Below are 20637 nucleotides of genomic sequence, written 5' to 3' on the forward strand. Positions count from 1 at the left end.
GCGTGTACAGTGCCGTCTACCTAACATGGTTCGCGCCTTAGGTAGTGATTTCTGTGGTGTTGCGCAATATCGTACACAGGTAAAAGCTGAAATAGACTTCCTCTTTGACGGAATTTGAAACATCTTTGAATTGCTGCAAGAAGAAACAGGGGGAAACGATGCTGTTATGGAAAGGTATTGTGACAACCTGAAAGTATGAATTTGCTATAAAAAGTAGGGCTAACGGCCAGCCAAAGCTGGCCGTATCAGATATCACACCGGATTAGCGGCGAACAGCGATGGCTTCAATCTCGATTTTCACGTCTTTTGGTAGACGAGCCACTTCAACGCAAGAACGCGCCGGGAATGGTGCACTGTGCTGGTTGAAGAAGGCTTCGTAAGCGGCGTTTACGGTAGAGAAATCGTTCAGATCTTTCACGAAAACGGTAGTTTTAACGATATCTGCTACTTTCAGGCCTGCTGCTTCAACGATCGCTTTGACGTTTTCCAGTGATTGGCGAGTTTGAGCGGAAACGTCATCGGCAACGGCACCGGTTTTAGGATCGACAGGGATCTGGCCAGAAGTGATAATCATACTGCCCAGGTCAACGCCTTGTACGTAAGGACCAATGGCGGCTGGTGCGAGTTCAGTGCTGATATTACGTGACATTTTATCTCCTGATATTCGTTGCTTTTGTACGTTCTAAGTAAGAAACGCCATTATAGAGAGTGACCGCCAGATTAATAGCGTCACTTCGAGCAAAATAGACGATCTTAGTCTGCCTGTAATACCACTTGATGCTCAAACTCTTTTTCGCAGTAACGGCATTTCAGATGCACTTCACCGGCATGAGATTTTACGCTAAAGCTAGAGTCTACGGGTTCACTGCGGCTAATGCAGTTAGTGTTAGGGCAAGTTAGTACGCTGTCGATACGATCGGGCAGACTGAGGGTCAATTTACGCACGACTTCATAGTTATCGATGCGGTTTACTGTCGCTTTTGGGGCATACATGGCCAATTGATTCGCCTGTTGCTCGGTCAGGAAAGTGTTCTCGATCTTGATCAGATCCTTGCGCCCAAGCTCTTTGGAAGGCAGGTTCAAACCAATGGTAATACGCTGATCGGTTGCCGTCAGTTTGAAAAGTGACAACAGCTTAAAACCGACTTGTGCAGGAATATGGTCGATCACCGTACCGCATTTGATCGCTTCAACCTGGAGTTTGTTATCGTGAGTCATGACGGTTTCCTCCTTAAAGATCCAAATCTGCGTTTAATACCAGCGCCAACAGTGCCTGGCGGGCGAAAATACCGTTGCCTGCCTGCTGGAAATAGTGAGCGTACGGTGTTTTATCCACTTCTGTGGCAATTTCATCAATGCGTGGCAAGGGGTGTAGTACTTTCAAATTGTCGCGGGCACCGGCCAGATCGGGGGCGCGCAGTATGAACTGCGCCTTCACGTTTGCGTATTCGGAAGGGTCTAGACGCTCTTTTTGTACACGGGTCATGTAGAGAATATCCAACTCTGGGACGACTTCTTCAATGCTGCTATGGCGGCTAAAGGAAATGCCTTTTTCTTCCAGCGTTTTCAGGATATAGCACGGCATAGCCAGGGCATCAGGTGCGATGAAAAAGAAGTGGTTACCTTCATACTTTGCCAGAGCTTGGGTGAGTGAATGCACCGTGCGGCCATACTTCAGATCACCGACCATAGCGATATTGATATTGCTCAGGCGTCCCTGGGTTTCCTGGATGGTGAACAGGTCTAACAGCGTTTGCGTCGGATGTTGATTGGAACCGTCACCTGCGTTGAATACCGGGATACCACCTGAAAACTCGGCGGCCAGCCGTGAGGCCCCTTCTTGAGGGTGGCGTATTACAATGGCATCAACGTAGGTGCTGATTACCGAGATGGTATCGGCCAGCGTTTCCCCTTTCTTGCCGAGTGAGGTGTTACTGCCGTCAGAAAACCCTACCACCGTAGCGCCCAATCGCTGAATGGCCGTCTCAAAAGATAGGCGGGTACGCGTAGAAGCCTCAAAGAAGCAGCTTGCGACCACTTTATGCTTGAGCAGTTCAGGCTGTGGATTGGCTTTCAGATTGGCGGCCGTGCGAAGCACCAGCTCCAGATCATCACGGCTTAAATCGTTAATAGAGATGATGTTTTTACGATATAGCGGGTTGGCCATGTTCACTCTCCTCGACTTGTGCCCTTGGCGCGGGGCTTTTCAATGTGTTATATCCGTCGCTTTTCAAGAGGCGGGCATTTTTGACCGTGTTGGTCGGCCGTCGTGAGGCCTCGCTCCTCCAAACTGGTACTTTTCGGCACTCAAAATGACTTCCTGACCTATGTATCTCTTACCTGCATCTTGAAGTAACTTGGATATGGCAATGCTACGGACAAAAAAAAGCCCCTCAACGAGGGGCTTTAAATGAATAGCAATGCAACAGGAGAAACAGTGGCAGTTTACCGCAAATGAGCAGCTGGTTTTGTCGGGTATGGCGAACAAAAAAACCATCTTTTTTCATGCTTTCTCCTCGCAAATTGTCGGGCATTATACTCGCGCTTTTTTCACTGCAAGCGTTAAAACGGCACTTTTTTGCCTTTAGCAATCGATTGGTATAGGGGACCTATTAACATTAAGGATCTCTTTCAATCGGTGCTGTTTGTTGCTTATGTAGTATCCCTTAACAGCTGTGCTGTATTGTCCGTTGTTTATTTTACCCACCTTCCTTTACGAATTACCTCTTACTTTGTGCCCAAATACTCGACAACAGCGCTTAAGTCAGTGGGAAAGCTTAAAAGTTACTTTGAGATAGTGGTAAAGATTAACGATAGGAAGATTCTGTCATTAATTATCCTATCCGCTCGCCAAGACATAAGATTGTTGACCGATTTTGTTTACCTCAGTGACCAGGTTTGCCAAGTAAAGACTATGTCATGATATCCCCTGTGTGTAGTTAAACAGCTATGCTGAGTAGGAAATACCCCGATCTTGGTCAATAATATTTTCTGATAGTCAAAGGGGAGCTTTGTAAGGTGAAGTTAATAATTTTAATAAAAATCAATATGATAAGTCGTTATTGATGTTCGCTTAAGGGGGAGGAGACACTCTGCCCACATCTGCAAGTGAAGATCCTCAATAGGAAGTAAAAACCATGCGGAATATTCCTAAACATTTGGATAAATAAGTGTTATCCACTGTTCATTTGTTTATTTGTTTAAATAATTATCTGTGAATTTTAAATTATTTGGTTTGAGTGACTTTTTATAACTATTCCTCTTGCTTTATTTTGGATTTATGATTTTCCAGGACGTTTTTTGTGCTAATTATTACGAAATGTGATGCAGTACAAGAATATTAAATTCTATTTTGTTTTATTTATACGAATTTATTATTTTCATGTTTGATTTATAAAAATGATAAGGGATAAGGGAACTGAATGGGAAGACGTGGTATCGCGGCGATTGCTGTAGTCATGGCCGTGCTTGCGTTCAACAGTGCACTTGCACAATTGAGCATCAGCCAACAAGAGCCGTTATGGTCAGCCCCCAGAGAAAATGCTGTACAGATGGTCTCACAAATGACGACTCGGGAAAAAATTGGTCAGGTCTTAATGCTGGACGTGCGTAACTGGGGCAAGAATGCAGCAGGTGAGCCGAAGAATGTCACGGTTTTGCCAGCAGAACTTGCCAAGGTCATCACTGATTATCGCTTAGGCTCAGTGATCTTGTTCCGCGAAAATTTCATTAACACCCCACAAAGCTATCAACTGATACAAGATTTGCAGAAAGCCAGCTATCCATTGCCCCTGTTGATCAGTACCGACCAGGAAGGCGGCTACGTCACACGCCTGCGTGAAGGAACGGAAATGCCCGGCAATATGGCACTGGCGGCAACGCGCAATGAAAGTATGGCGCAGCGAGTGGGTGAAGTTCACGGTTCTGAGCTTAATGCACTGGGTGTACACATCAACTTTGCACCGGTTATGGATGTCAATACGAATCAAAATAATCCTGTTATTGGCGTCCGTTCGTTTGGTAGCAATATCGCATTAGTCGACAGTATGTCGGTAGCCTATATCAACGGATTGCATAAAAACTCCGTGTTAGCAACAGCAAAGCATTTCCCAGGTCATGGCAACGTGGCAACGGATTCTCACTTTGGTTTGCCACAGGTTTCTTATTCGGAAAGTGAATGGCGTCAAACGGATCTGTTACCTTTTAAGAATGCTATAGACAATGGCCTTGATGCGGTGCTGACTGCGCACATTATTGTGCCAGCGTTGGATGATACCAAAGTGATCTCCAAAAAAGATGGTACGGAGATCGGGTTACCTGCCACATTATCCAAGAAAATCATTAGCGGTATTTTGCGTGATGAGCTCAAATTTAACGGGTTGGTCTTTACCGATGCGCTAGATATGGGGGCTATCGTTGATAATTTTGGCGTATCGGAAGCGACAGAAATGGCTTTGTTGGCAGGAAGCGATGTGCTTGTCATGCCAATACATATCTGGGATAACCAAGGTATCGCCCAACTGGAAGAACTCTACCGCTATCTTGAAACTGAGAGTCAGAAAAAACCTGAGCTCGCAGCGCGGTTGCAGCAGGCAGCAACGCAGGTAGTCCAGACTAAACTGGCCAATAGGTTAACCCCTTACAACCCACATACCCTGGATTTTGCACAATCTGTTGTGGCTTCATCCGAGCATAAACGCTATGAGAAAGAAGTGGCTGAAAACGCCATCACTCTGATCAAAAACGACGGTTTATTGCCTTACCAACTTAAAGCAAAGAATAACTTTTTGGTGATCTCCGATGAAAACGCGCGTAATAAGCTCGTCAGCAATGAGCTGCAAAGTATTGCCAGCGAACTTAATGGCAAACAGATCGCGGCAACCATTTTAGCGTTTAAACTGGATGAAGACAGTTTGCCAAACGATCTGGCAAAGCGCATGCAAGCTAGCGATCTGGTGATATTGGTGACTTATAATCTAAAAGCCAAAAGCACAGCAGCGCAAAAAGTGATCGACCAAGCTGAGAAATTGAATAAACCAGTGGTGGTTATCTCCTCTCGTAATCCCTACGATATTGCTTATCTTGATAATGTTAAAGCCAATATAGCGATCTATGGTATCACAGGGTTTGATGTCACTAATAATAACCGCAACTCGCTTGAGGCAAATATTAAAGCAGGGATCAGAACGCTATTTAAAAACAATGATAATAATTTTGTGTTTAACACACCTAAAGGTAAATTACCTGTTGATATCAGAAATTCACAGGGCGATATTATTTACTCATTTGGACACGGTTTAACTTATTGATTTTATTTTTTAACAATAAAGCCTATTAAGGAAGAAATGGGCTATAAATTGTTATTTATAGACAGGGTTTTTAATGAAAAGATATTCGTTGGTATTAGTGTCTCTGGCATTTTTTGCATATCCTTTTTCTGCTGTAGCAAAAGTAGACGATCAAATTGAGGCTCAAGAGTTACAGGCGCTTCCATGGAAAATAAATTCTAATTTTTTTCTAGAAGTTGAGGATTTTAAAGGTCATAGAGTCAATGATGAGAGGGTTTTTGATAAAGTAAGCCCAGCGGTACAGCTGGGAATTAATAAACCTGACTCTAAGTGGAGCTACTTTATGGAATATAAGGTCTCCATGCGAAATTATACAACAAGCTATGAATCAATGCCGACCTCCTATAATCGCAATCGTCTGCAATTACAGGCTAATCGTAACCTGTATAAAGGGAATGATGGCGCCTTTACTATGAGCTTTGTCTACAGAAAAGAGTCGAATGATGTTAGAGAAGGGAAACCGCCTAAAAACGCCTATCATTCATATTGGTTGATCCCAAACGGTAGCTATCACTTTAACAAACAGTTGTCTTTTGTTTTCTGGGATGCCGGGTATTATTACGATAACACATTCTCTGGCCCTGATATCAACCAGTGGGAATGGGAAAGTGAGCATGGTTTTCAATACCAGTTTAACGATAACTTCAAAGCCAAGTTGATGTACTACACTGATTGGACTTGGAACAGTAGTGGTAATAAAACGTGGGAGCAGAACCAGATTCGAGGGTATTTCCCTACTAAAATTAACGAGGAATGGAATATACAGCCCTATTTCCGTCTCTTCCTGAGTGAAAAAATCTATGATCCGCTGACGGGGGCGACAACCAATAGCGCAGATTTAGGAGGATTAAGACTCGGTTTGATCGTTAATTATAATTTTACATCTAAAGTAACGCTATGGAGTAACGTTGCGTGGGAAACAACCCACTGGGATAAATCCAAGAATAGTCAGGTTGTGCAAATTACTTATGGTGACAACAACCGATTGGACTTCCGTTTGTATTCCGTCGGCGTGACGTATTCCTGGTAATTATTATTTTTTGACCCAGGTTGCATGTTTATTGATTTTGTTGCTCATCTAGTCTGAAGCACTGCAATTAGCATTCATGCAACTTAAATTATTGAGAGTACCTATGCTGAGATGAAAGTGGTTTGTTCCAGCATTTCATGCAGGGTATGGAACCCTGTTATTTTTTATTCTATCAATTGTTAAGGACTCTGTTCATGCACAATTACCCACTTTCAACTGTTGCGAAGTTGGCAGCATTAATTCTTGCTACAGGCATGCTTTTCGGTTGTGATTCTAGCGGGACGATAACTCCGAGTAGCGATAAAAAGACGGATAATAAGAGTATCAATAATAACAGCACCGATACTGATACCGATACCGATACCGATACCGATACCGATACCGATACCGATACCGATACCGATACCGATACCGATACCGATACTGATACCGATGACACCCAAAAGATTTCGCAAACGTATTCCCCTCTTTATAAGCATGTGAAAAATTCTGATGGGAGTTACGGCTATGACACCAATATTCCTGTTCCTCTTTATAGAGGGGCCAGTGAATTTATTTCTATCCCTGATATTTATATTGAACCTAAGCATGCTTTCAGAAGCACTTGGGTTGCCACTATCAGCAACCTCAATATGCCGTTTGTTAATAGCGAGCAGAATTTTAAAGAGAAATATCTGACTATATTGGACAGATTTACCGCGTTGAATATGAATGCGATGATCTTCCAAATACGTCCCATGCTGGATGCGTATTATCAATCTGAGCTCAACCCATGGTCACAGTTTCTTAGTGGCACCCAGGGCAAAGATCCTGGTTATGACCCTTTGACATGGATGGTTGAACAAACTCATTTGCGTGGTATGGAATATCATGCCTGGTTTAACCCGTATCGAGTGACCAACACCAAGATCAGCAGTTTGCTTAAGAACACTATAAATAACGATACTGGACAGAATTTTTCTACGAACGAGATCCTTGCTTTGACCGTAGAACAACAGATTGGCTATCTGGTCAGCGCGGGAATTCTATCGGCGGATAATTTTGCGGCCAAAAATCCACAATGGGTGTTGAGTTTTGATGAGAAGTTCTTTTTAAATCCGGCTATTCCTGAAGTGATTGATCATGTGGTGGACACGGTTGAAGAGGTGATCAGCCGTTATGATGTTGATGCCATTCATTTTGATGACTATTTCTATCCATACCGTATCACGGTTAACGGCGCCACTGTGCAGTTTGGTGATAAGGCTGAAGATAGAGCGATGTTCGAAGAATATGGCTTGGCTGGTAACCTGTATCCCGATACCAAGCAAGGTATTGAAGCATGGCGGCGCGACAATATCACGCGCTTGGTCAGTCAAGTACAAGACGTGATCGTTAAGCATAACCAGAAGCAAGGAACAGCGGTGCAATTCGGTATCAGCCCGTTTGGTATCTGGGAACATAAAGCTAATAATCCATTAGGTTCTAATACTCCGACGAGCTCCTCCCAATCGTACAGCGGCAGTATTTATGCCGACACCCGGTTGTGGATTAAGGACGAACTGGTTGACTATGTTGTCCCGCAAATTTATTGGAGTTTCGACCAAGCGGCAGCACCTTATGGTGAGTTGGCCACATGGTGGAATAACCAAATGGAAGGTTCGCAGGTTCAGCTCTATATTGGGCATGCCAACTATAAGCATGTTTCTAATGCAGCCTCTGATCCTGCCTGGATGAACCCTGAGGAGCTTCCGAATCAGTTACTTTATAACCAAGAACTGAAGTACGTTTCTGGCAGTGCTTTCTTCAGTTATAACGATCTACTGGTTTCAAATGTTGCGTCACTGCCTCCTGCCCAGCAGGCAGGCCACAGTGCGAAAAATGCGTCTATTGCATTACTGTCGCAAACGTATTTCGGTACGCCGGTGCTTCCGCCTAGCAAACCGTGGTTAGATCACAAAGTCACCACCTTGCCACAGCAAGCCCAATTTGCGCCGGGCAGTAAGAATGCGTTTAGCTGGTCAGATAGCCCTGATAATGATACGCGATACTATGTGATTTATCGTGGTACAGGTAAGACTAAAACTGTGTTTGCTAATCCAAAGAATATTATTGCTAAAGTGTGGCGGGGTAACAGTAATAACTTCACCTATCAGGACAGCAATAATCAGGATCAAAATTATACTTATCTGATCAGTGCCGTTGATGCAGCACAGAATGAAACTGCACCTGTGGTTGTGTCGGCAACTAAATAAACGTATACCCGGCAAATTATCACTCACCGCGGTCACTTACTTGGGTAAGTGACCGATACATCGTTTGTCGAAGGAGTGACTCTAAATCATTCGAGTTGCTTGTAACGATAAGTTCTGACGTTTCCAGGTGCACAGCCTGCTATGTGACTGGGGCGTGTGGTGAAGTTTGATGCGGTTTCTCAGTTTTCGAGTTCCAGCATAGCCAGCAGACGTTTATGTAATTGAACGGTGTTGCGAGTATCGTTCGGTGCAATCCAGACAATATTGCTGGTAGCGATAGCACCGAGTACCGCAGGCCAGGCACAGAGATCGATGATCCGTGCCATTGCTTTGGCATATCCGGAATTCATGTGGATCAGAATAAATTTCTCATTGTGTTCCACACTAAGCACCATGGAGGTTAAGGGCTCCTTGATATCTGGGACTTGATGATGGAATGTATTCAGAGAATAGACTTTTTTCCCTTTGGCATTCTGGATTTTCATCACTCCGAGTGTTTTCAACAACCGCGAAACGGTGGATTGGCTAATCCCCTTATACCCGGCGCGGGTCATTTCATGGCGCAGTTCTTGTTGCGATGAGTAACGTTGGGTCAAAATCAGGTTACGGCACAGTGCCAGTTTGAGCTGTTCCTTCTCACAGCTTGATTCGGTTTTCTTTGCCATTTTACTGTCTCGATTTATACCAAATATTAGGGGATTCAGCCTTACTCTAACGCTATGTAAATAAATACAAAGTTAATTAACCAAGCTTGATGTGGCCTGTAGCGATCATATAAAGGGTATAAATGGCAATCACGACGATAATCACTGCAATAATCGCTTCGTAGCTGTTCATCAACCGCTTGGTCTGCTGTGTTTTCTGATGCCACAGGAAGACAATCAGCCCTGGCACAAACAGCAGCGAAGTTAGCAGCATCTGATTGCCAGCAGCGAAGCACAACCACAAGCCGTAGATTGTGCCGATGAGCCCAAGGATCAGGTCACGCGTGCGTTTTTCTCCCTCCTGATAGCCTTCGCCGGTAATAGCCAGTTTGAGGCCAAAGGCGGCACTGAGAAGATAAGGTGGCAAAATAGCGGCGGTAGCAATCGAGAACAGTGCTTGATAACCCGCGCTATAGAACAGTGTAAAGAGCAGGAACAGTTGAATCAGACCATTGGTGATCCACAGTGAAACCGCAGGCGATCCTTTGGCATTCACCTTAATAAATACCTTGGGGAACATGCCGTCTTTGGCAGCGACAAAGGGTAATTCGGCGGCAAATAGCGTCCAGGCAAGGAGTGCACCCGCAAGGGAAAGGATCACCCCAGCGGCTACGAAGCGAGCTCCCCAAATTCCCACGATAGATTCCAGTACGCCTGCCATAGAGGGGTTTTTCAAATTGCCGAGGCTGGCCTGATCGAGCACGCCCATCGACAACACGCTCACCAGAATGTAAATCACTAAACAGCCGAGCAGCCCAATCACCGTGGCTTTACCAATATCTGCTCGTTTGGCTGCACGGGTTGACACTACCGTTGCACCTTCAATACCGATAAAGACCCAGGTCGTTATCAGCATGGTACTTTTAACCTGTTCAAACAGTGCGGGATGCTTACCGTCGATCACCATCATACGGCCCCAAAAGTCGGTGGTAAAAATCCCGATGCGAAAGGCAATCAACACGGCAACCACAAACACCAGCAAGACCAGTACTTTAACTATCGTTAGCACGGTATTGATAAAAGCGGCTTCCTGTACGCCATGCAGGACCAGAGAGTGCACCAGCCATAACACAATTGAAGCACCGAGAATCGACTCCCAGTTGTTGCCTAACCCAAAAACCGGAAAGAAAAAACTCAGAGCGCTGAACAGCAGTACGGCGTAAGAAACATTCCCCAACCATGCCGAGAACCAGTAACCCCAGGCAGATTGAAAGCCAATGAAGTCACCAAATCCGGCACGAGCATAGCTATAAATACCGCCTTCCAGTTGTGGGCAACGGGCACTGAGATTTTGGTAGATAAGCGCCAGGCAAATCATCCCGATGGTGGTGATCACCCAACCCATCAGCAGTGCCGCAGGCGATGCTACTGAACCGAAGTTTTGTGGCAGGCTGAACACGCCACCGCCCACCATGGAACCGATCACGAGTGCGATCAGGGCCACTAGCCCCAGTTTTTTTTCAGACATAATGGTTCCTCCTACTGCATCCGCAGTGGAAAAATAAAATCTCAGAAAAGTGCGGCAATCTAGAGGCAGGTTGCCGCGTGTGGGATCAGTCGCTGAGGGTGGCGACCATTACGGCCTTGATGGTATGCATGCGATTTTCTGCTTCATCGAATACGATGGAGTGGGGGGATTCGAACACCTCATCGCTAACTTCCAACCCTTGCAAGCCATAGGTGGCCTCGATCTCCTTACCCACTTTGGTTTGCGTATCGTGAAATGCGGGCAGGCAGTGCATGAATTTCACCTGCGGATTACCGGTTGCCTTCACTACCGCCATATTGACCTGATAGGGTTTCATCAGTTCGACGCGCTGAGCCCAAGCTTCCTTCGGTTCACCCATCGAGACCCAAACATCGGTATAAAGGAAATCAACACCGGCAACGCCTTCTGCCACATGCTCCGTCAGCATGATGCGAGCCCCGGTTTTACTGGCAATGGCTTGGCACTGAGCCTGTAATTTTTCATCTGGCCAAAAGGCGGAGGGGGCAACCAGACGAATATCCATCCCCATTTTTGCCGCCGCAACCATCAGGGAATTGCCCATGTTATTGCGGGCATCGCCGAGGTAGGCGAATGAGATCTGGTTCAGCTGCTTGCCAGGCAAATGCTCCAGCATGGTCATCAGGTCAGCCAGGATCTGTGTTGGGTGGAATTCATCCGTCAAGCCATTCCATACCGGCACACCAGCGAATTTGCCCAATTCCTCTACGATGGCTTGACTAAAGCCACGATATTCAATGCCATCGTACATACGACCCAAGACCCTGGCAGTATCTTTCATCGACTCCTTATGGCCGATTTGTGAACCGCTCGGGCCGAGATAGGTTACTTTAGCTCCCTGATCAAAAGCGGCCACTTCAAACGCGCAACGGGTGCGGGTAGACGTTTTCTCGAAGATCAACGCGATATTCTTGCCACGCAGATACTGGTGTTCCGTGTTGTCGTACTTGGCTTTTTTCAGTGTGACGGCCAGGTCGAGCAGGTATTGAATTTCCTCGGGTTTGAAGTCCAGCAGTTTTAACAAGTGACGGTTACGTAAATTGATGCTCATAGTGTGATTCCTTGAAAATTTATCGTGAAGAGGCGATCAGGGTGCCTTTGTTACCCGTGAGGATTTCATTGGCATCTGCTAACGCACCGATCCCGGCAATAGCGTGACAATGACGGACAAAATGGCTGGCTGCGGCGATCTTCGGGCCCATTGAACCGGCGTCGAAATGGATGCTGGCCAAATCGTCAGGTGTCGTTTTCTCCAGAGGCCGCTGTTGTAATGTTCCCCAATCGAGATAAACGGCATCGGCATCGGTGAGGATCAGCAGTGCATTGGCACCGATCTGCTCAGCCAGAAATGCGGCAGAAAGGTCTTTATCGATCACCGCTTCCACGCCTTGTAAGCGTTGCTCTGTACGCACTACCGGAATACCACCCCCTCCGCTGCATACCACCAAGTGGCCGCGTTCAATCAGGGTGTTAATGGCATCGGTTTCAATGATGCAACGAGGCTTAGGGGAGGGCACTACACGACGGAAATATTGCCCATCTGCTTTGATTGACCACCCTTTCTCCTGGCTCAGACTGTCAGCCTGTTGCCGGTCGTAAACTGGACCAATGTATTTCGTTGGGTTGCTGAAAGCGTTGTCGTCGGGATCAACTTCAACCTGTGTTAACAGCGCGCTGATCTGCATCTGAGGCAGGCAGTTTTTTAATTCCTGTATCAGCAAATAGCCGATCATCCCCTGGCTTTCAGCGCCCAGCACGTCCAGTGGATAGGGGGACACTGCCGTATAGGCACTGTTTTGTAGGGCTAGCAGGCCTACCTGCGGGCCGTTGCCATGCACCAGCACCACATTCCAGTGTTGGGTCAGCGCAGCGATCTGCTGGCTAGCCAGCGCAATATTGCGACGCTGGATGTTTGCTTCGAGCGGTTCTCCACGGCGCAGCAGGGCGTTCCCACCCAGCGCAACCACCACTGTGGGTTTTTTGTTCATAGTCATGCTCCGTAGGGATTAGATAGCGTCGCGTTCCAGTGGGCAACTCATGCAGCGGGCTCCGCCTCGGCCACGGCCAAGTTCGTCGCCTGGGATTGTCAGCACGGTAATACCGGCCTTGTCGTATTTTTCATTGGTCCAGGTGTTGCGCTCATAGCCAATAACCAGTCCAGGCCGAACGGTCAGGACGTTGTTGGCATCATTCCACTGTTCGCGTTCGGCTTCGAAGCTGTCGCCACCGGTAGTGATCAGTTGCACTTTATCGATACCCAGGGCTTGCTCAATGGCGGTAAGAAAATGCTTTTCCTGCCGACGGTGGATACCGCCTTTACCATCGGGGGTTAGCGTCCAGCACTGCGTTTCTTTACGTACTACTTCTGGATAGACGGAGAAAGTATCTACATTAATATGTGTCATTACGGTATCCAGGTGCATACATGAGCGGTGTTTCGGTAATTCTAATGCGATCACCCGTTCTGCCTGATGTGATTGGAATAAGGCCTGAGCCAGAAACTCAACACCTTGTGGTGTGGTACGTTCAGACATACCAATCAATACTGCACCACGTCCTATGACTAATACATCCCCACCTTCCAGCGTAGCATGATCATAATTACGTACTGTGTCGCCGAAATAAGTTGTGAAGTTACCGTTGGCAAAGTAAGGATGCCATTTATAGACGGCACGAAGATTATTGGTTTCGCGTTGTCGAGCTGATTTGGCCATTGGGTTGATAGAAACGCCGTTATATATCCAGCAGGATGTGTCTCGTGTAAATAAATGATTAGGTAAAGGTTTCAAAATAAAGTCGGTTGGCTGATGGGTATCTACCACCATATTGTTAAAGCTTTCCGGAACTTCCGCATAGGTCAAGCCACCGGTCATGTAACTTGCCAGTTCACGATCGGGTAAACCGACAAGCCAGCCGCGAATATCGCCGGCAAATGAAGGCCCCAGGCGGAAGTCTGAAACTTGGGTCTCGATCAGCCACTGCTTGGCTTCTGGGATAGCCATGGTTTCTGCGAGTAGGTCGCCTAATAATAAAACTTCAACACCTTGTGCTCGGAGAGTATCGGCAAAGACATTATGCTCCTCACCCGCTCGTTCAACAGAGAGAACATCATCGAATAATAATTCCTGGCAATTAGAAGGGGTTAGTCTTTTCAAACTCAAATTAGGGTGATGGAGCATAACACTACGCAATTGACCTATTTCAGAACCCACATAGTTATTATTCATCTTATTTCCTATTATCAGATTAAGTCACAGGCTGTTAATCAAAATAAAAAATTATTTCTATTGCCCTTTTCAGTATTTTCATCTGTTATTAGCGATAATAAGCGGTGCTTGATTCATTTTTGTGATTTTTATCACGAATTTTGTATTTTGGTTGATGAGACGGTGGTAAATGTGAGATACCTCATTTTTATGGCATAAAATTATTTATCATGACTGCGTTTTTATTCAGTTTATTAATTTAGATATTCGTATTGATAAATTTATTTATTATGTAAATAATATTTTCTTTTTTTAATGCCATGAAAATAATGAATTTATTTTAAATATTATTGGTTATTCAAAGTTGTTATGCGTAAAAATATTAATTTTATCCGCAGGTAGTGCCTAAATACCGGATTTTTATTCCATAAGGATCATAATAGTGAGAGTTTATTTTCGTGACGCATACTATTGTGCTTTTATTTTCTTTTTTTGAACAACAGGTTAACAAGCAAGATAATAGGTGGTTTAGGGTATTTATGTGAAAAGTCAGAATAAAAATCCCGTCGCTCTTAGCATAAAAATCATATACACGTCATTCTTCAAGTTGCATGGGTGTTGGCTTCGTCCGTTCGCACCCGTCACATAGTGAGCTATGCTCCTGGCACTCTCAGATTTGCCGCCTACATGCAACTCGAATTATTTTGTATATAACGTGGGGGAGCGAGGTTACGAGCGGTTTGAGGGGGGCTCGTTGGTGATTGCCCGCCCTCGCTGTGATGCGGAAGTCTTACAGCGTTTTGCTCAATGTGGCGACCATGACAGCTTTGATGGTATGCAGCCGGTTTTCAGCCTGGTCGAACACCACACTATGGTGCGACTCAAACACCTCATTGGTGACCTCCATACCACCACTTAGACCGTACTGTTCTGCCATCTGCTTACCCAACGTGGTTTGGTCGTCATGGAAAGCAGGCAGGCAATGGAGGAATTTCACCTGCGGATTACCGGTCAACCGAACCATTGCCATATTGACCTGGTAAGGTTTTAGCAGTGCGATCCTTTCCTGCCAGACTTCCTTGGGTTCGCCCATAGACACCCAAACGTCGGTATACAGGAAATCTGCCCCTTTCACCCCTTCGGCGACATCTTCCGTCAGCGTAATTTTCCCGCCGGTTTGTTGTGCTAGCGCCTGACATTCCGCTACCAATTCTGCCTGCGGCCAACAGGCTTTTGGGGCAACCAGCCGTAGATCCATACCCACCAGCGCCGCGGCTTCTAACAGGGTATTCCCCATATTGTTGCGGGCATCCCCGAGGTAGGCAAATTTTACCTCTCCCAACGGTTTACCTGGCAGGTGTTCTTGGACTGTTAGCAAGTCCGCTAGCAATTGGGTTGGATGAAACTCATTGGTTAGGCCATTCCACACGGGTACACCTGCATGATCCGCTAGCGTTTCCACTAAATGCTGACCAAAACCACGATACTGAATGCCGTCATACATGCGGCCCAGTACGCGGGCTGTATCTTTCATCGATTCTTTATGGCCAATCTGGCTGCCGCTCGGGCCAAGGTAGGTGACCTGAGCACCTTGGTCGAATGCGGCAACTTCGAAAGAGCATCGAGTGCGTGTTGAGTCTTTTTCGAAGATGAGCGCAATGTTCTTGCCTTGCAAATGGCGAGTTTCCTTGCCCTGCTTCTTGGCCTGCTTCAAATCAGCGGCCAACTGCATCAATGACTGGATCTCTCTGGAGCTAAAATCCATTAACCTCAAAAAGTGCCGATTGTAGAATGGGTTCATCTGGCTCATCATCTATCCTATGTGTATTGGTGAATTAAAATTCACTCTATATGTATTAATATTCACTTTCAACCCTGCGCAAGAAATCTTTCACGTTTACCGTGGTAGCGGTGGCAGTGGTGTGTGAAAATAGAAGCAATCAAACCCATTTTATTGAGGATATAGGCATGGCAAACCGCGAATTGCTAGAAGAACAACGTGAAGAAACCCGCCTGATCATCGAAGAGTTGCTGGAAGATGGCAGCGACCCGGATGCACTCTACACTATCGAACACCATTTCTCTGCTGAAAAGTTTGAGGTTCTGGAGCAAGCTGCGGTTGAAGCCTTTAAGTTGGGCTACGAAGTCACCGACGCCGAAGAATTAGAAGTAGAAGATGGTTCCATGGTGATGTGTTGTGATGTGATCAGTGAAGTTGCTCTGAATGCTGAGCTGATCGACAGCCAGGTAGAGCAACTGGTGGCGTTGGCGGAAAAATGTGGTGTCAACTATGACGGTTGGGGAACTTACTTTGAAGATCCGAACGGTGAAGACGACGAAGATGGTGAAGATGGTGACTTCATCGATGAAGACGACGACGGCAAACGCCATTAATTAAACCTGTGGGCCGGCGAAATCCGGCCCTTGGTATCCCCGTCGCCACTCAAGCTGCATGGGTGTTATCTGCCGTTTCTCCCCCAGAATACTTGTTTTACCAAGCTCCTGGGGATTAATGAGCCCGATCCTTGGGGCTCACTCTGCGGGCCGCTACGTTGCCGCCAACATGCAACTTGAAGTAACTTGTGTATAAGATCCGATGAACTACCAATCTCTAATATCCCCGATTGTAAACTTCCTGCATTGCGAAACTCCTGATGGTTGGATTGAGGTTGCACGCCGCCCCGAAAACCTGCAACTGTTGCTGACCGACCATCTGGTGTGTGAGCTCAAAGCAGCACAGACCGGCATGTGGCTAATCCGCCGCTACGTGGCAGATAAAGAGAGTGGTGATGCACTGCTGGCGCAGCTCAAACCGTATGAGGCCTTTGTCCACGAGGCACAGGGCGTACCAGAGGCTTTATTTCGCCAGAGTGCCTTCACCAAAAAAATCCTGCCAAAAAACGGTTCGGCTTACGGTCAGGACCTGGTGGACAAGATGGTGTTGTTGATAAAAGAAGAGCTCCATCACTTCTCTCAGGTCTTGCAGATCATGCAAACACGGCAGATCCGGTACGAAAAGATCACCGCCAGCCGTTACGCCAAAGGTATGATCCGCGAAGTCCGTACTCACGATCCGGTAACTCTGATCGATAAACTGATCTGCGGAGCTTATATCGAGGCTCGTTCCTGCGAACGTTTCGCTAAATTGGCACCGTATCTGGATGATGAACTCAACCGCTTCTACCTCTCCTTGTTGCGTTCAGAAGCGCGTCATTATGAGGATTATCTGACATTAGCAGAGCAGATTGCCGGTGGAGATATCAGCGAACGTGTGGCGCACTTTGGCCGCGTTGAGGCCGAATTGATCCAGACTGCTGATTCCGAGTTCCGTTTTCACAGCGGTGTTCCGGTGTTGTGAGCCAACCTCCCTAATCTGTAGGTTCAGGGAGGTTATTAGGCGGTGCCTTCTAAATATCCAATGTCGAGGAGTCCTAATCGTTAGCGACGAATGGGATCGCCATTGGCGACATAGTAAGGCACATCAAGACGAGCGAGCGGCTGGCGGCCACGAATGGCGTCTGCGATCTTCTCGGCCATCATAATGGTGGGGGCATTCAGATTTCCTGTGGTGATCTGCGGCATAATTGAGGCGTCAACAACGCGTAGCCGCTCAATACCGTGCACTTTGCCATCATTTCCGACTACTGCCATATTGTGGTACCCCATCGCGTTTGAGCAAGAGGGATGGTAAGCCGTTTCTGCGTGATTACGCACGAAGTCATCCAATTCGGCATCGCTTTGTATATTAATGCCCGGTGAAATCTCTTTGCCACGGAAGGGATCCAGAGCGCGCTGATGCATGATTTCACGCGTAATGCGGATCGCGGCGCGGAATTCACGCCAATCCTGTTCGTGCGCCATATAGTTAAACAGAATGCTTGGATGTTCATGAGGATCTTTTGAACGAACCTGAATACGCCCACGGCTTGGCGAACGCATTGAACCGACATGAGCCTGGAAACTATGGACTTTTATCGGGTTAGAACCGTTATAGTTAACGGCTACCGGCAGGAAATGGTATTGAATATTTGGCCACTCAAACTCTTCATGGCTGCGAATAAAGCCGCCGGCTTCAAAGTGGTTGCTGGCACCAATACCACTCCCCATGAGTAACCATTCAGCCCCGATCGCTGGCCTATTGTGCAGTTTCATCGCTGGAGATAAGGAGACCTGCTGTTTACATTCATATTGGAGATACATCTCCAAGTGGTCCTGTAGATTGGCTCCTACGCCAGGCAGATCGAGAACGATCGGGATATCCAGGCTCTTCAACAGTTCACCTGGGCCAACGCCGGAGCGTTGCAGGATTTGCGGTGAAGCAATCGCACCGGCACAAAGCAGGACTTCGCGGCGGGCACGGGCTTGCTGTTTTTCTCCTTTTTGCAGCCATGCCACGCCGATGGCGGAGTGGTTGTCAAAAAGAATTCGATCGGTGACGGCATGCACTTCGATAGTCAGGTTCTTGCGTGAACGAGCCTGATCGAGATAACCGCGTGCGGTACTGGAGCGACGACCACGCGGCGTTACTGTTCTGTCCATTGGGCCAAAACCTTCCTGCTGATAGCCGTTAAGATCGTCGGTGCGTGGATAACCTGCCTGCACACCCGCTTCGACCATCGCATGGAATAGCACGTTGTTATCGGGTTTTGGCGTTGTGACGCTGACGGGGCCGTTATCACCATGATAATCATTGCCGCCAATATCACGGCGTTCTGCGGCTTTAAAATAGGGTAAACAATCCAGATAGCTCCAGTTTTCCAGACCTTCCTGTTTTGCCCAGTTGTCGTAATCCAGTGCATTACCGCGGATATAACACATACCATTAATGAGCGATGAGCCACCTAAACCCTTGCCTCGTCCACACTCCATGCGGCGGTTATTCATAAAGGGTTCAGGGTCGGTAAGATAAGCCCAATTATAGCGGCGGCCCTGTAACGGGAAAGCCAATGCTGCTGGCATCTGGGTGCGGAAATCTTGGCGGTAGTCCGGGCCCCCGGCTTCCAGCAGTAATACGGTGACATCGGCATCTTCGGTCAGGCGCGTTGCCAACACATTTCCAGCCGATCCTGCACCGATAATGATGTAGTCATACTCCCTGATATTACTCATAAGTACTCCTGTAGACGGTGTTAAAAGATCGAGTTAAAAGTGCCTAGTTCAACCTGAACTGACTTGATACGCGTGTAATGAGCCAGTGAGCTGATGCCATTTTCACGCCCGACGCCTGATTGTTTATAACCCCCAACGGGCATTTGTGCGGGTGACTCGCCCCAAGTATTGATCCAGCAAATACCGGCTTCTAACTGATGAATAGTGCGGTGTGCTTTCGCCAGATCGCGCGTTACTACCCCAGCAGCCAAACCAAATTGGGTGTTATTGGCGCGAGCAATAGCCTCTTGCTCATCGTCGTAGGTCAGAATGCTCATTACTGGACCAAAGATTTCTTCTTTGACAATGGTGTGATGATCTTCACAGTCTGTAAAAATGGTCGGTTGCACATATGCCCCTTGTGCGAAAGCCCCTGAGGTTTCACGAGCGCCACCGCAAAGCAGGCGTGCGCCTTCAGCTTTGCCACTTTCGATGTGGCTTAACACGTTTTCCATATGTTGGAAGCTGACCTGTGGGCCAAAGTTGGTGTGAGGATCCATTGGATCGCCAAGGCGGATACGCTTAACGCGCGTGACTAACGCCTGTTCCAACGCCGCCTTTTGTGAGCGATGAACAAACACGCGGGTTCCGTTGGTACAAACCTGGCCTGCGCTGTAGAAGTTGGCCATCATGGCGATATCTGCTGCCAGTTCTATATCGGCATCGGCAAGGATCAAGAGTGGTGATTTACCCCCTAGCTCCATGGTGACCTCTTTGAGTGAAGAAGCGGCGGCGCTAGCCATCACTTTCTTGCCGGTTTCAATGCCACCAGTGAAGGATATTTTTTCAATGCGTGGATGTTCGGCTAACAGTTGACCGACGTAACGCCCCGCACCTTGCAGGACATTGAATACGCCATTTGGCAGCCCGGCTTCAGTATAAATTTCAGCCAGTTTCAATACGCTTAACGGGGTGACTTCGCTGGGTTTAAAGATCATCGCATTGCCTGCCGCTAGAGCGGGAGCCGATTTCCACAGTGCGATTTGAATAGGGTAATTCCATGCACCAATTCCGGCTGTTACGCCCAGTGGTTCACGGCGTGTATAGAAGAAGCTGGTGTCGCGTAGAGGATATTGCCCACCTTCGAGGGCATCAGCCAGGCCGGCATAATATTCCAGCACGTCTGCACCCGTAACGACATCTACTACGGAGGTTTCAGAATAAGCCTTACCGGTGTCTAAGGTTTCAAGTAACGCTAACTCATCGTTACGTTGTCGAAGTATCTCAACGGCGCGAAGCAAAATGCGTGAACGCTCGGTGCCTGTCATGGCAGCCCAAATTTTTTGCCCTCGCTCAGCACTCACAACCGCACGTTCCACGTCGGCTTCGTTAGCCCGCTGTACCTCTGCGAGTATTTCGCCATTCGCCGGGTTGATGGTGTGAAACGTTTCAGAACCGCTGGCATCGGTTAATTGACCATCAATATAGAGCCGCTGCATGGGAAATCTTGCCATTGACAC

The 20637-nt window shown here is 47.2% G+C and carries 16 protein-coding genes; 5 read left to right on the plus strand and 11 right to left on the minus strand.

Translation table 11 applies throughout. The features are described from left to right. Nucleotides 1-262: 262 nt before the first annotated feature. The 3 genes from ridA to pyrB form a co-directional block, all read right to left on the minus strand. Nucleotides 263-649, minus strand: a complete 387-nt coding sequence (ridA, locus tag OK023_RS01130) for a 2-iminobutanoate/2-iminopropanoate deaminase (protein WP_317694358.1) — start codon at nucleotides 647-649, stop codon at nucleotides 263-265. A gap of 104 nt (nucleotides 650-753) precedes the next feature. Beyond that, nucleotides 754-1218, minus strand: coding sequence for an aspartate carbamoyltransferase regulatory subunit (gene pyrI / locus OK023_RS01135; protein WP_317694359.1), 465 nt, complete (start codon nucleotides 1216-1218; stop codon nucleotides 754-756). A gap of 13 nt (nucleotides 1219-1231) precedes the next feature. Then, nucleotides 1232-2167: an aspartate carbamoyltransferase gene (gene pyrB, locus OK023_RS01140; RefSeq protein ID WP_317694360.1), complete on the minus strand. Its 936-nt coding sequence runs from the start codon at nucleotides 2165-2167 to the stop codon at nucleotides 1232-1234. A gap of 1255 nt (nucleotides 2168-3422) precedes the next feature. Between pyrB and OK023_RS01145 the strand changes: the two genes are divergently transcribed. From OK023_RS01145 to OK023_RS01155, 3 genes are all read left to right on the plus strand, one after another. Next, nucleotides 3423-5309: a glycoside hydrolase family 3 protein gene (locus OK023_RS01145; protein ID WP_317694361.1), complete on the plus strand. Its 1887-nt coding sequence runs from the start codon at nucleotides 3423-3425 to the stop codon at nucleotides 5307-5309. Between the two features lie 73 nt (nucleotides 5310-5382). Next, complete coding sequence (locus tag OK023_RS01150; RefSeq protein ID WP_317694362.1) at nucleotides 5383-6378, plus strand: OmpG family monomeric porin; 996 nt, start codon at nucleotides 5383-5385, stop codon at nucleotides 6376-6378. Nucleotides 6379-6572: 194 nt separating this feature from the next. After that, the gene (locus OK023_RS01155; protein ID WP_317694364.1) at nucleotides 6573-8612 is read left to right on the plus strand and encodes a glycoside hydrolase family 10 protein; all 2040 of its coding nucleotides are present in this window, start codon (nucleotides 6573-6575) and stop codon (nucleotides 8610-8612) included. 179 nt (nucleotides 8613-8791) lie between these two features. Here OK023_RS01155 and OK023_RS01160 read toward each other — a convergent pair whose 3' ends face one another. From OK023_RS01160 to argF (OK023_RS01185), 6 genes are all read right to left on the minus strand, one after another. Further along, nucleotides 8792-9277 (minus strand): ArgR family transcriptional regulator, encoded by a 486-nt coding sequence (locus tag OK023_RS01160; protein WP_317694365.1) that lies wholly within the window; start codon nucleotides 9275-9277, stop codon nucleotides 8792-8794. 76 nt (nucleotides 9278-9353) lie between these two features. Next, nucleotides 9354-10784 carry a basic amino acid/polyamine antiporter gene (locus OK023_RS01165; RefSeq protein WP_317694366.1) on the minus strand — a complete coding sequence of 477 codons (1431 nt, stop codon included), beginning with the start codon at nucleotides 10782-10784 and terminating at the stop codon, nucleotides 9354-9356. 85 nt (nucleotides 10785-10869) lie between these two features. After that, the gene (gene argF / locus OK023_RS01170) at nucleotides 10870-11874 is read right to left on the minus strand and encodes an ornithine carbamoyltransferase (protein WP_317694367.1); all 1005 of its coding nucleotides are present in this window, start codon (nucleotides 11872-11874) and stop codon (nucleotides 10870-10872) included. A gap of 19 nt (nucleotides 11875-11893) precedes the next feature. Beyond that, on the minus strand, nucleotides 11894-12811 hold the full coding sequence (locus tag OK023_RS01175) for a carbamate kinase (RefSeq protein ID WP_317694368.1): 918 nt from the start codon (nucleotides 12809-12811) through the stop codon (nucleotides 11894-11896). An 18-nt stretch (nucleotides 12812-12829) separates the two neighbouring features. After that, the gene (gene arcA, locus OK023_RS01180; protein ID WP_317694369.1) at nucleotides 12830-14050 is read right to left on the minus strand and encodes an arginine deiminase; all 1221 of its coding nucleotides are present in this window, start codon (nucleotides 14048-14050) and stop codon (nucleotides 12830-12832) included. A 769-nt stretch (nucleotides 14051-14819) separates the two neighbouring features. Further along, nucleotides 14820-15839, minus strand: a complete 1020-nt coding sequence (gene argF / locus OK023_RS01185) for an ornithine carbamoyltransferase (RefSeq protein WP_317694370.1) — start codon at nucleotides 15837-15839, stop codon at nucleotides 14820-14822. A gap of 158 nt (nucleotides 15840-15997) precedes the next feature. Between argF (OK023_RS01185) and rraB the strand changes: the two genes are divergently transcribed. Next, entirely contained in the window at nucleotides 15998-16423 is a 426-nt protein-coding gene (rraB, locus tag OK023_RS01190; RefSeq protein WP_317694372.1) for a ribonuclease E inhibitor RraB, read from the plus strand. Nucleotides 16424-16625: 202 nt separating this feature from the next. Next, the gene (miaE, locus tag OK023_RS01195) at nucleotides 16626-17387 is read left to right on the plus strand and encodes a tRNA isopentenyl-2-thiomethyl-A-37 hydroxylase MiaE (protein WP_317694373.1); all 762 of its coding nucleotides are present in this window, start codon (nucleotides 16626-16628) and stop codon (nucleotides 17385-17387) included. 80 nt (nucleotides 17388-17467) lie between these two features. Here miaE and betA read toward each other — a convergent pair whose 3' ends face one another. Both betA and betB read right to left on the minus strand, forming a co-directional pair. Next, complete coding sequence (gene betA, locus OK023_RS01200) at nucleotides 17468-19138, minus strand: choline dehydrogenase (RefSeq protein WP_317694374.1); 1671 nt, start codon at nucleotides 19136-19138, stop codon at nucleotides 17468-17470. 20 nt (nucleotides 19139-19158) lie between these two features. Further along, nucleotides 19159-20631 carry a betaine-aldehyde dehydrogenase gene (gene betB, locus OK023_RS01205; protein WP_317694375.1) on the minus strand — a complete coding sequence of 491 codons (1473 nt, stop codon included), beginning with the start codon at nucleotides 20629-20631 and terminating at the stop codon, nucleotides 19159-19161. Nucleotides 20632-20637 lie beyond the last annotated feature (6 nt).

Source organism: Serratia sp. UGAL515B_01, from assembly GCF_033095805.1.
Classification (GTDB): Bacteria; Pseudomonadota; Gammaproteobacteria; order Enterobacterales; family Enterobacteriaceae; genus Chania.

Coding starts and splice junctions, on each gene's coding strand:
- rraB (WP_317694372.1), top strand. CDS start 15,998: ATGGCAAACCGCGAATTGCTAGAAGAACAACGTGAAGAAACCCGCCTG.
- OK023_RS01145 (WP_317694361.1), top strand. CDS start 3,423: ATGGGAAGACGTGGTATCGCGGCGATTGCTGTAGTCATGGCCGTGCTT.
- argF (WP_317694370.1), bottom strand. CDS start 15,839: ATGAGCCAGATGAACCCATTCTACAATCGGCACTTTTTGAGGTTAATG.
- miaE (WP_317694373.1), top strand. CDS start 16,626: ATGAACTACCAATCTCTAATATCCCCGATTGTAAACTTCCTGCATTGC.
- OK023_RS01155 (WP_317694364.1), top strand. CDS start 6,573: ATGCACAATTACCCACTTTCAACTGTTGCGAAGTTGGCAGCATTAATT.
- OK023_RS01165 (WP_317694366.1), bottom strand. CDS start 10,784: ATGTCTGAAAAAAAACTGGGGCTAGTGGCCCTGATCGCACTCGTGATC.
- OK023_RS01160 (WP_317694365.1), bottom strand. CDS start 9,277: ATGGCAAAGAAAACCGAATCAAGCTGTGAGAAGGAACAGCTCAAACTG.
- ridA (WP_317694358.1), bottom strand. CDS start 649: ATGTCACGTAATATCAGCACTGAACTCGCACCAGCCGCCATTGGTCCT.
- betB (WP_317694375.1), bottom strand. CDS start 20,631: ATGGCAAGATTTCCCATGCAGCGGCTCTATATTGATGGTCAATTAACC.
- pyrI (WP_317694359.1), bottom strand. CDS start 1,218: ATGACTCACGATAACAAACTCCAGGTTGAAGCGATCAAATGCGGTACG.
- pyrB (WP_317694360.1), bottom strand. CDS start 2,167: ATGGCCAACCCGCTATATCGTAAAAACATCATCTCTATTAACGATTTA.
- argF (WP_317694367.1), bottom strand. CDS start 11,874: ATGAGCATCAATTTACGTAACCGTCACTTGTTAAAACTGCTGGACTTC.
- betA (WP_317694374.1), bottom strand. CDS start 19,138: ATGAGTAATATCAGGGAGTATGACTACATCATTATCGGTGCAGGATCG.
- arcA (WP_317694369.1), bottom strand. CDS start 14,050: ATGAATAATAACTATGTGGGTTCTGAAATAGGTCAATTGCGTAGTGTT.
- OK023_RS01150 (WP_317694362.1), top strand. CDS start 5,383: ATGAAAAGATATTCGTTGGTATTAGTGTCTCTGGCATTTTTTGCATAT.
- OK023_RS01175 (WP_317694368.1), bottom strand. CDS start 12,811: ATGAACAAAAAACCCACAGTGGTGGTTGCGCTGGGTGGGAACGCCCTG.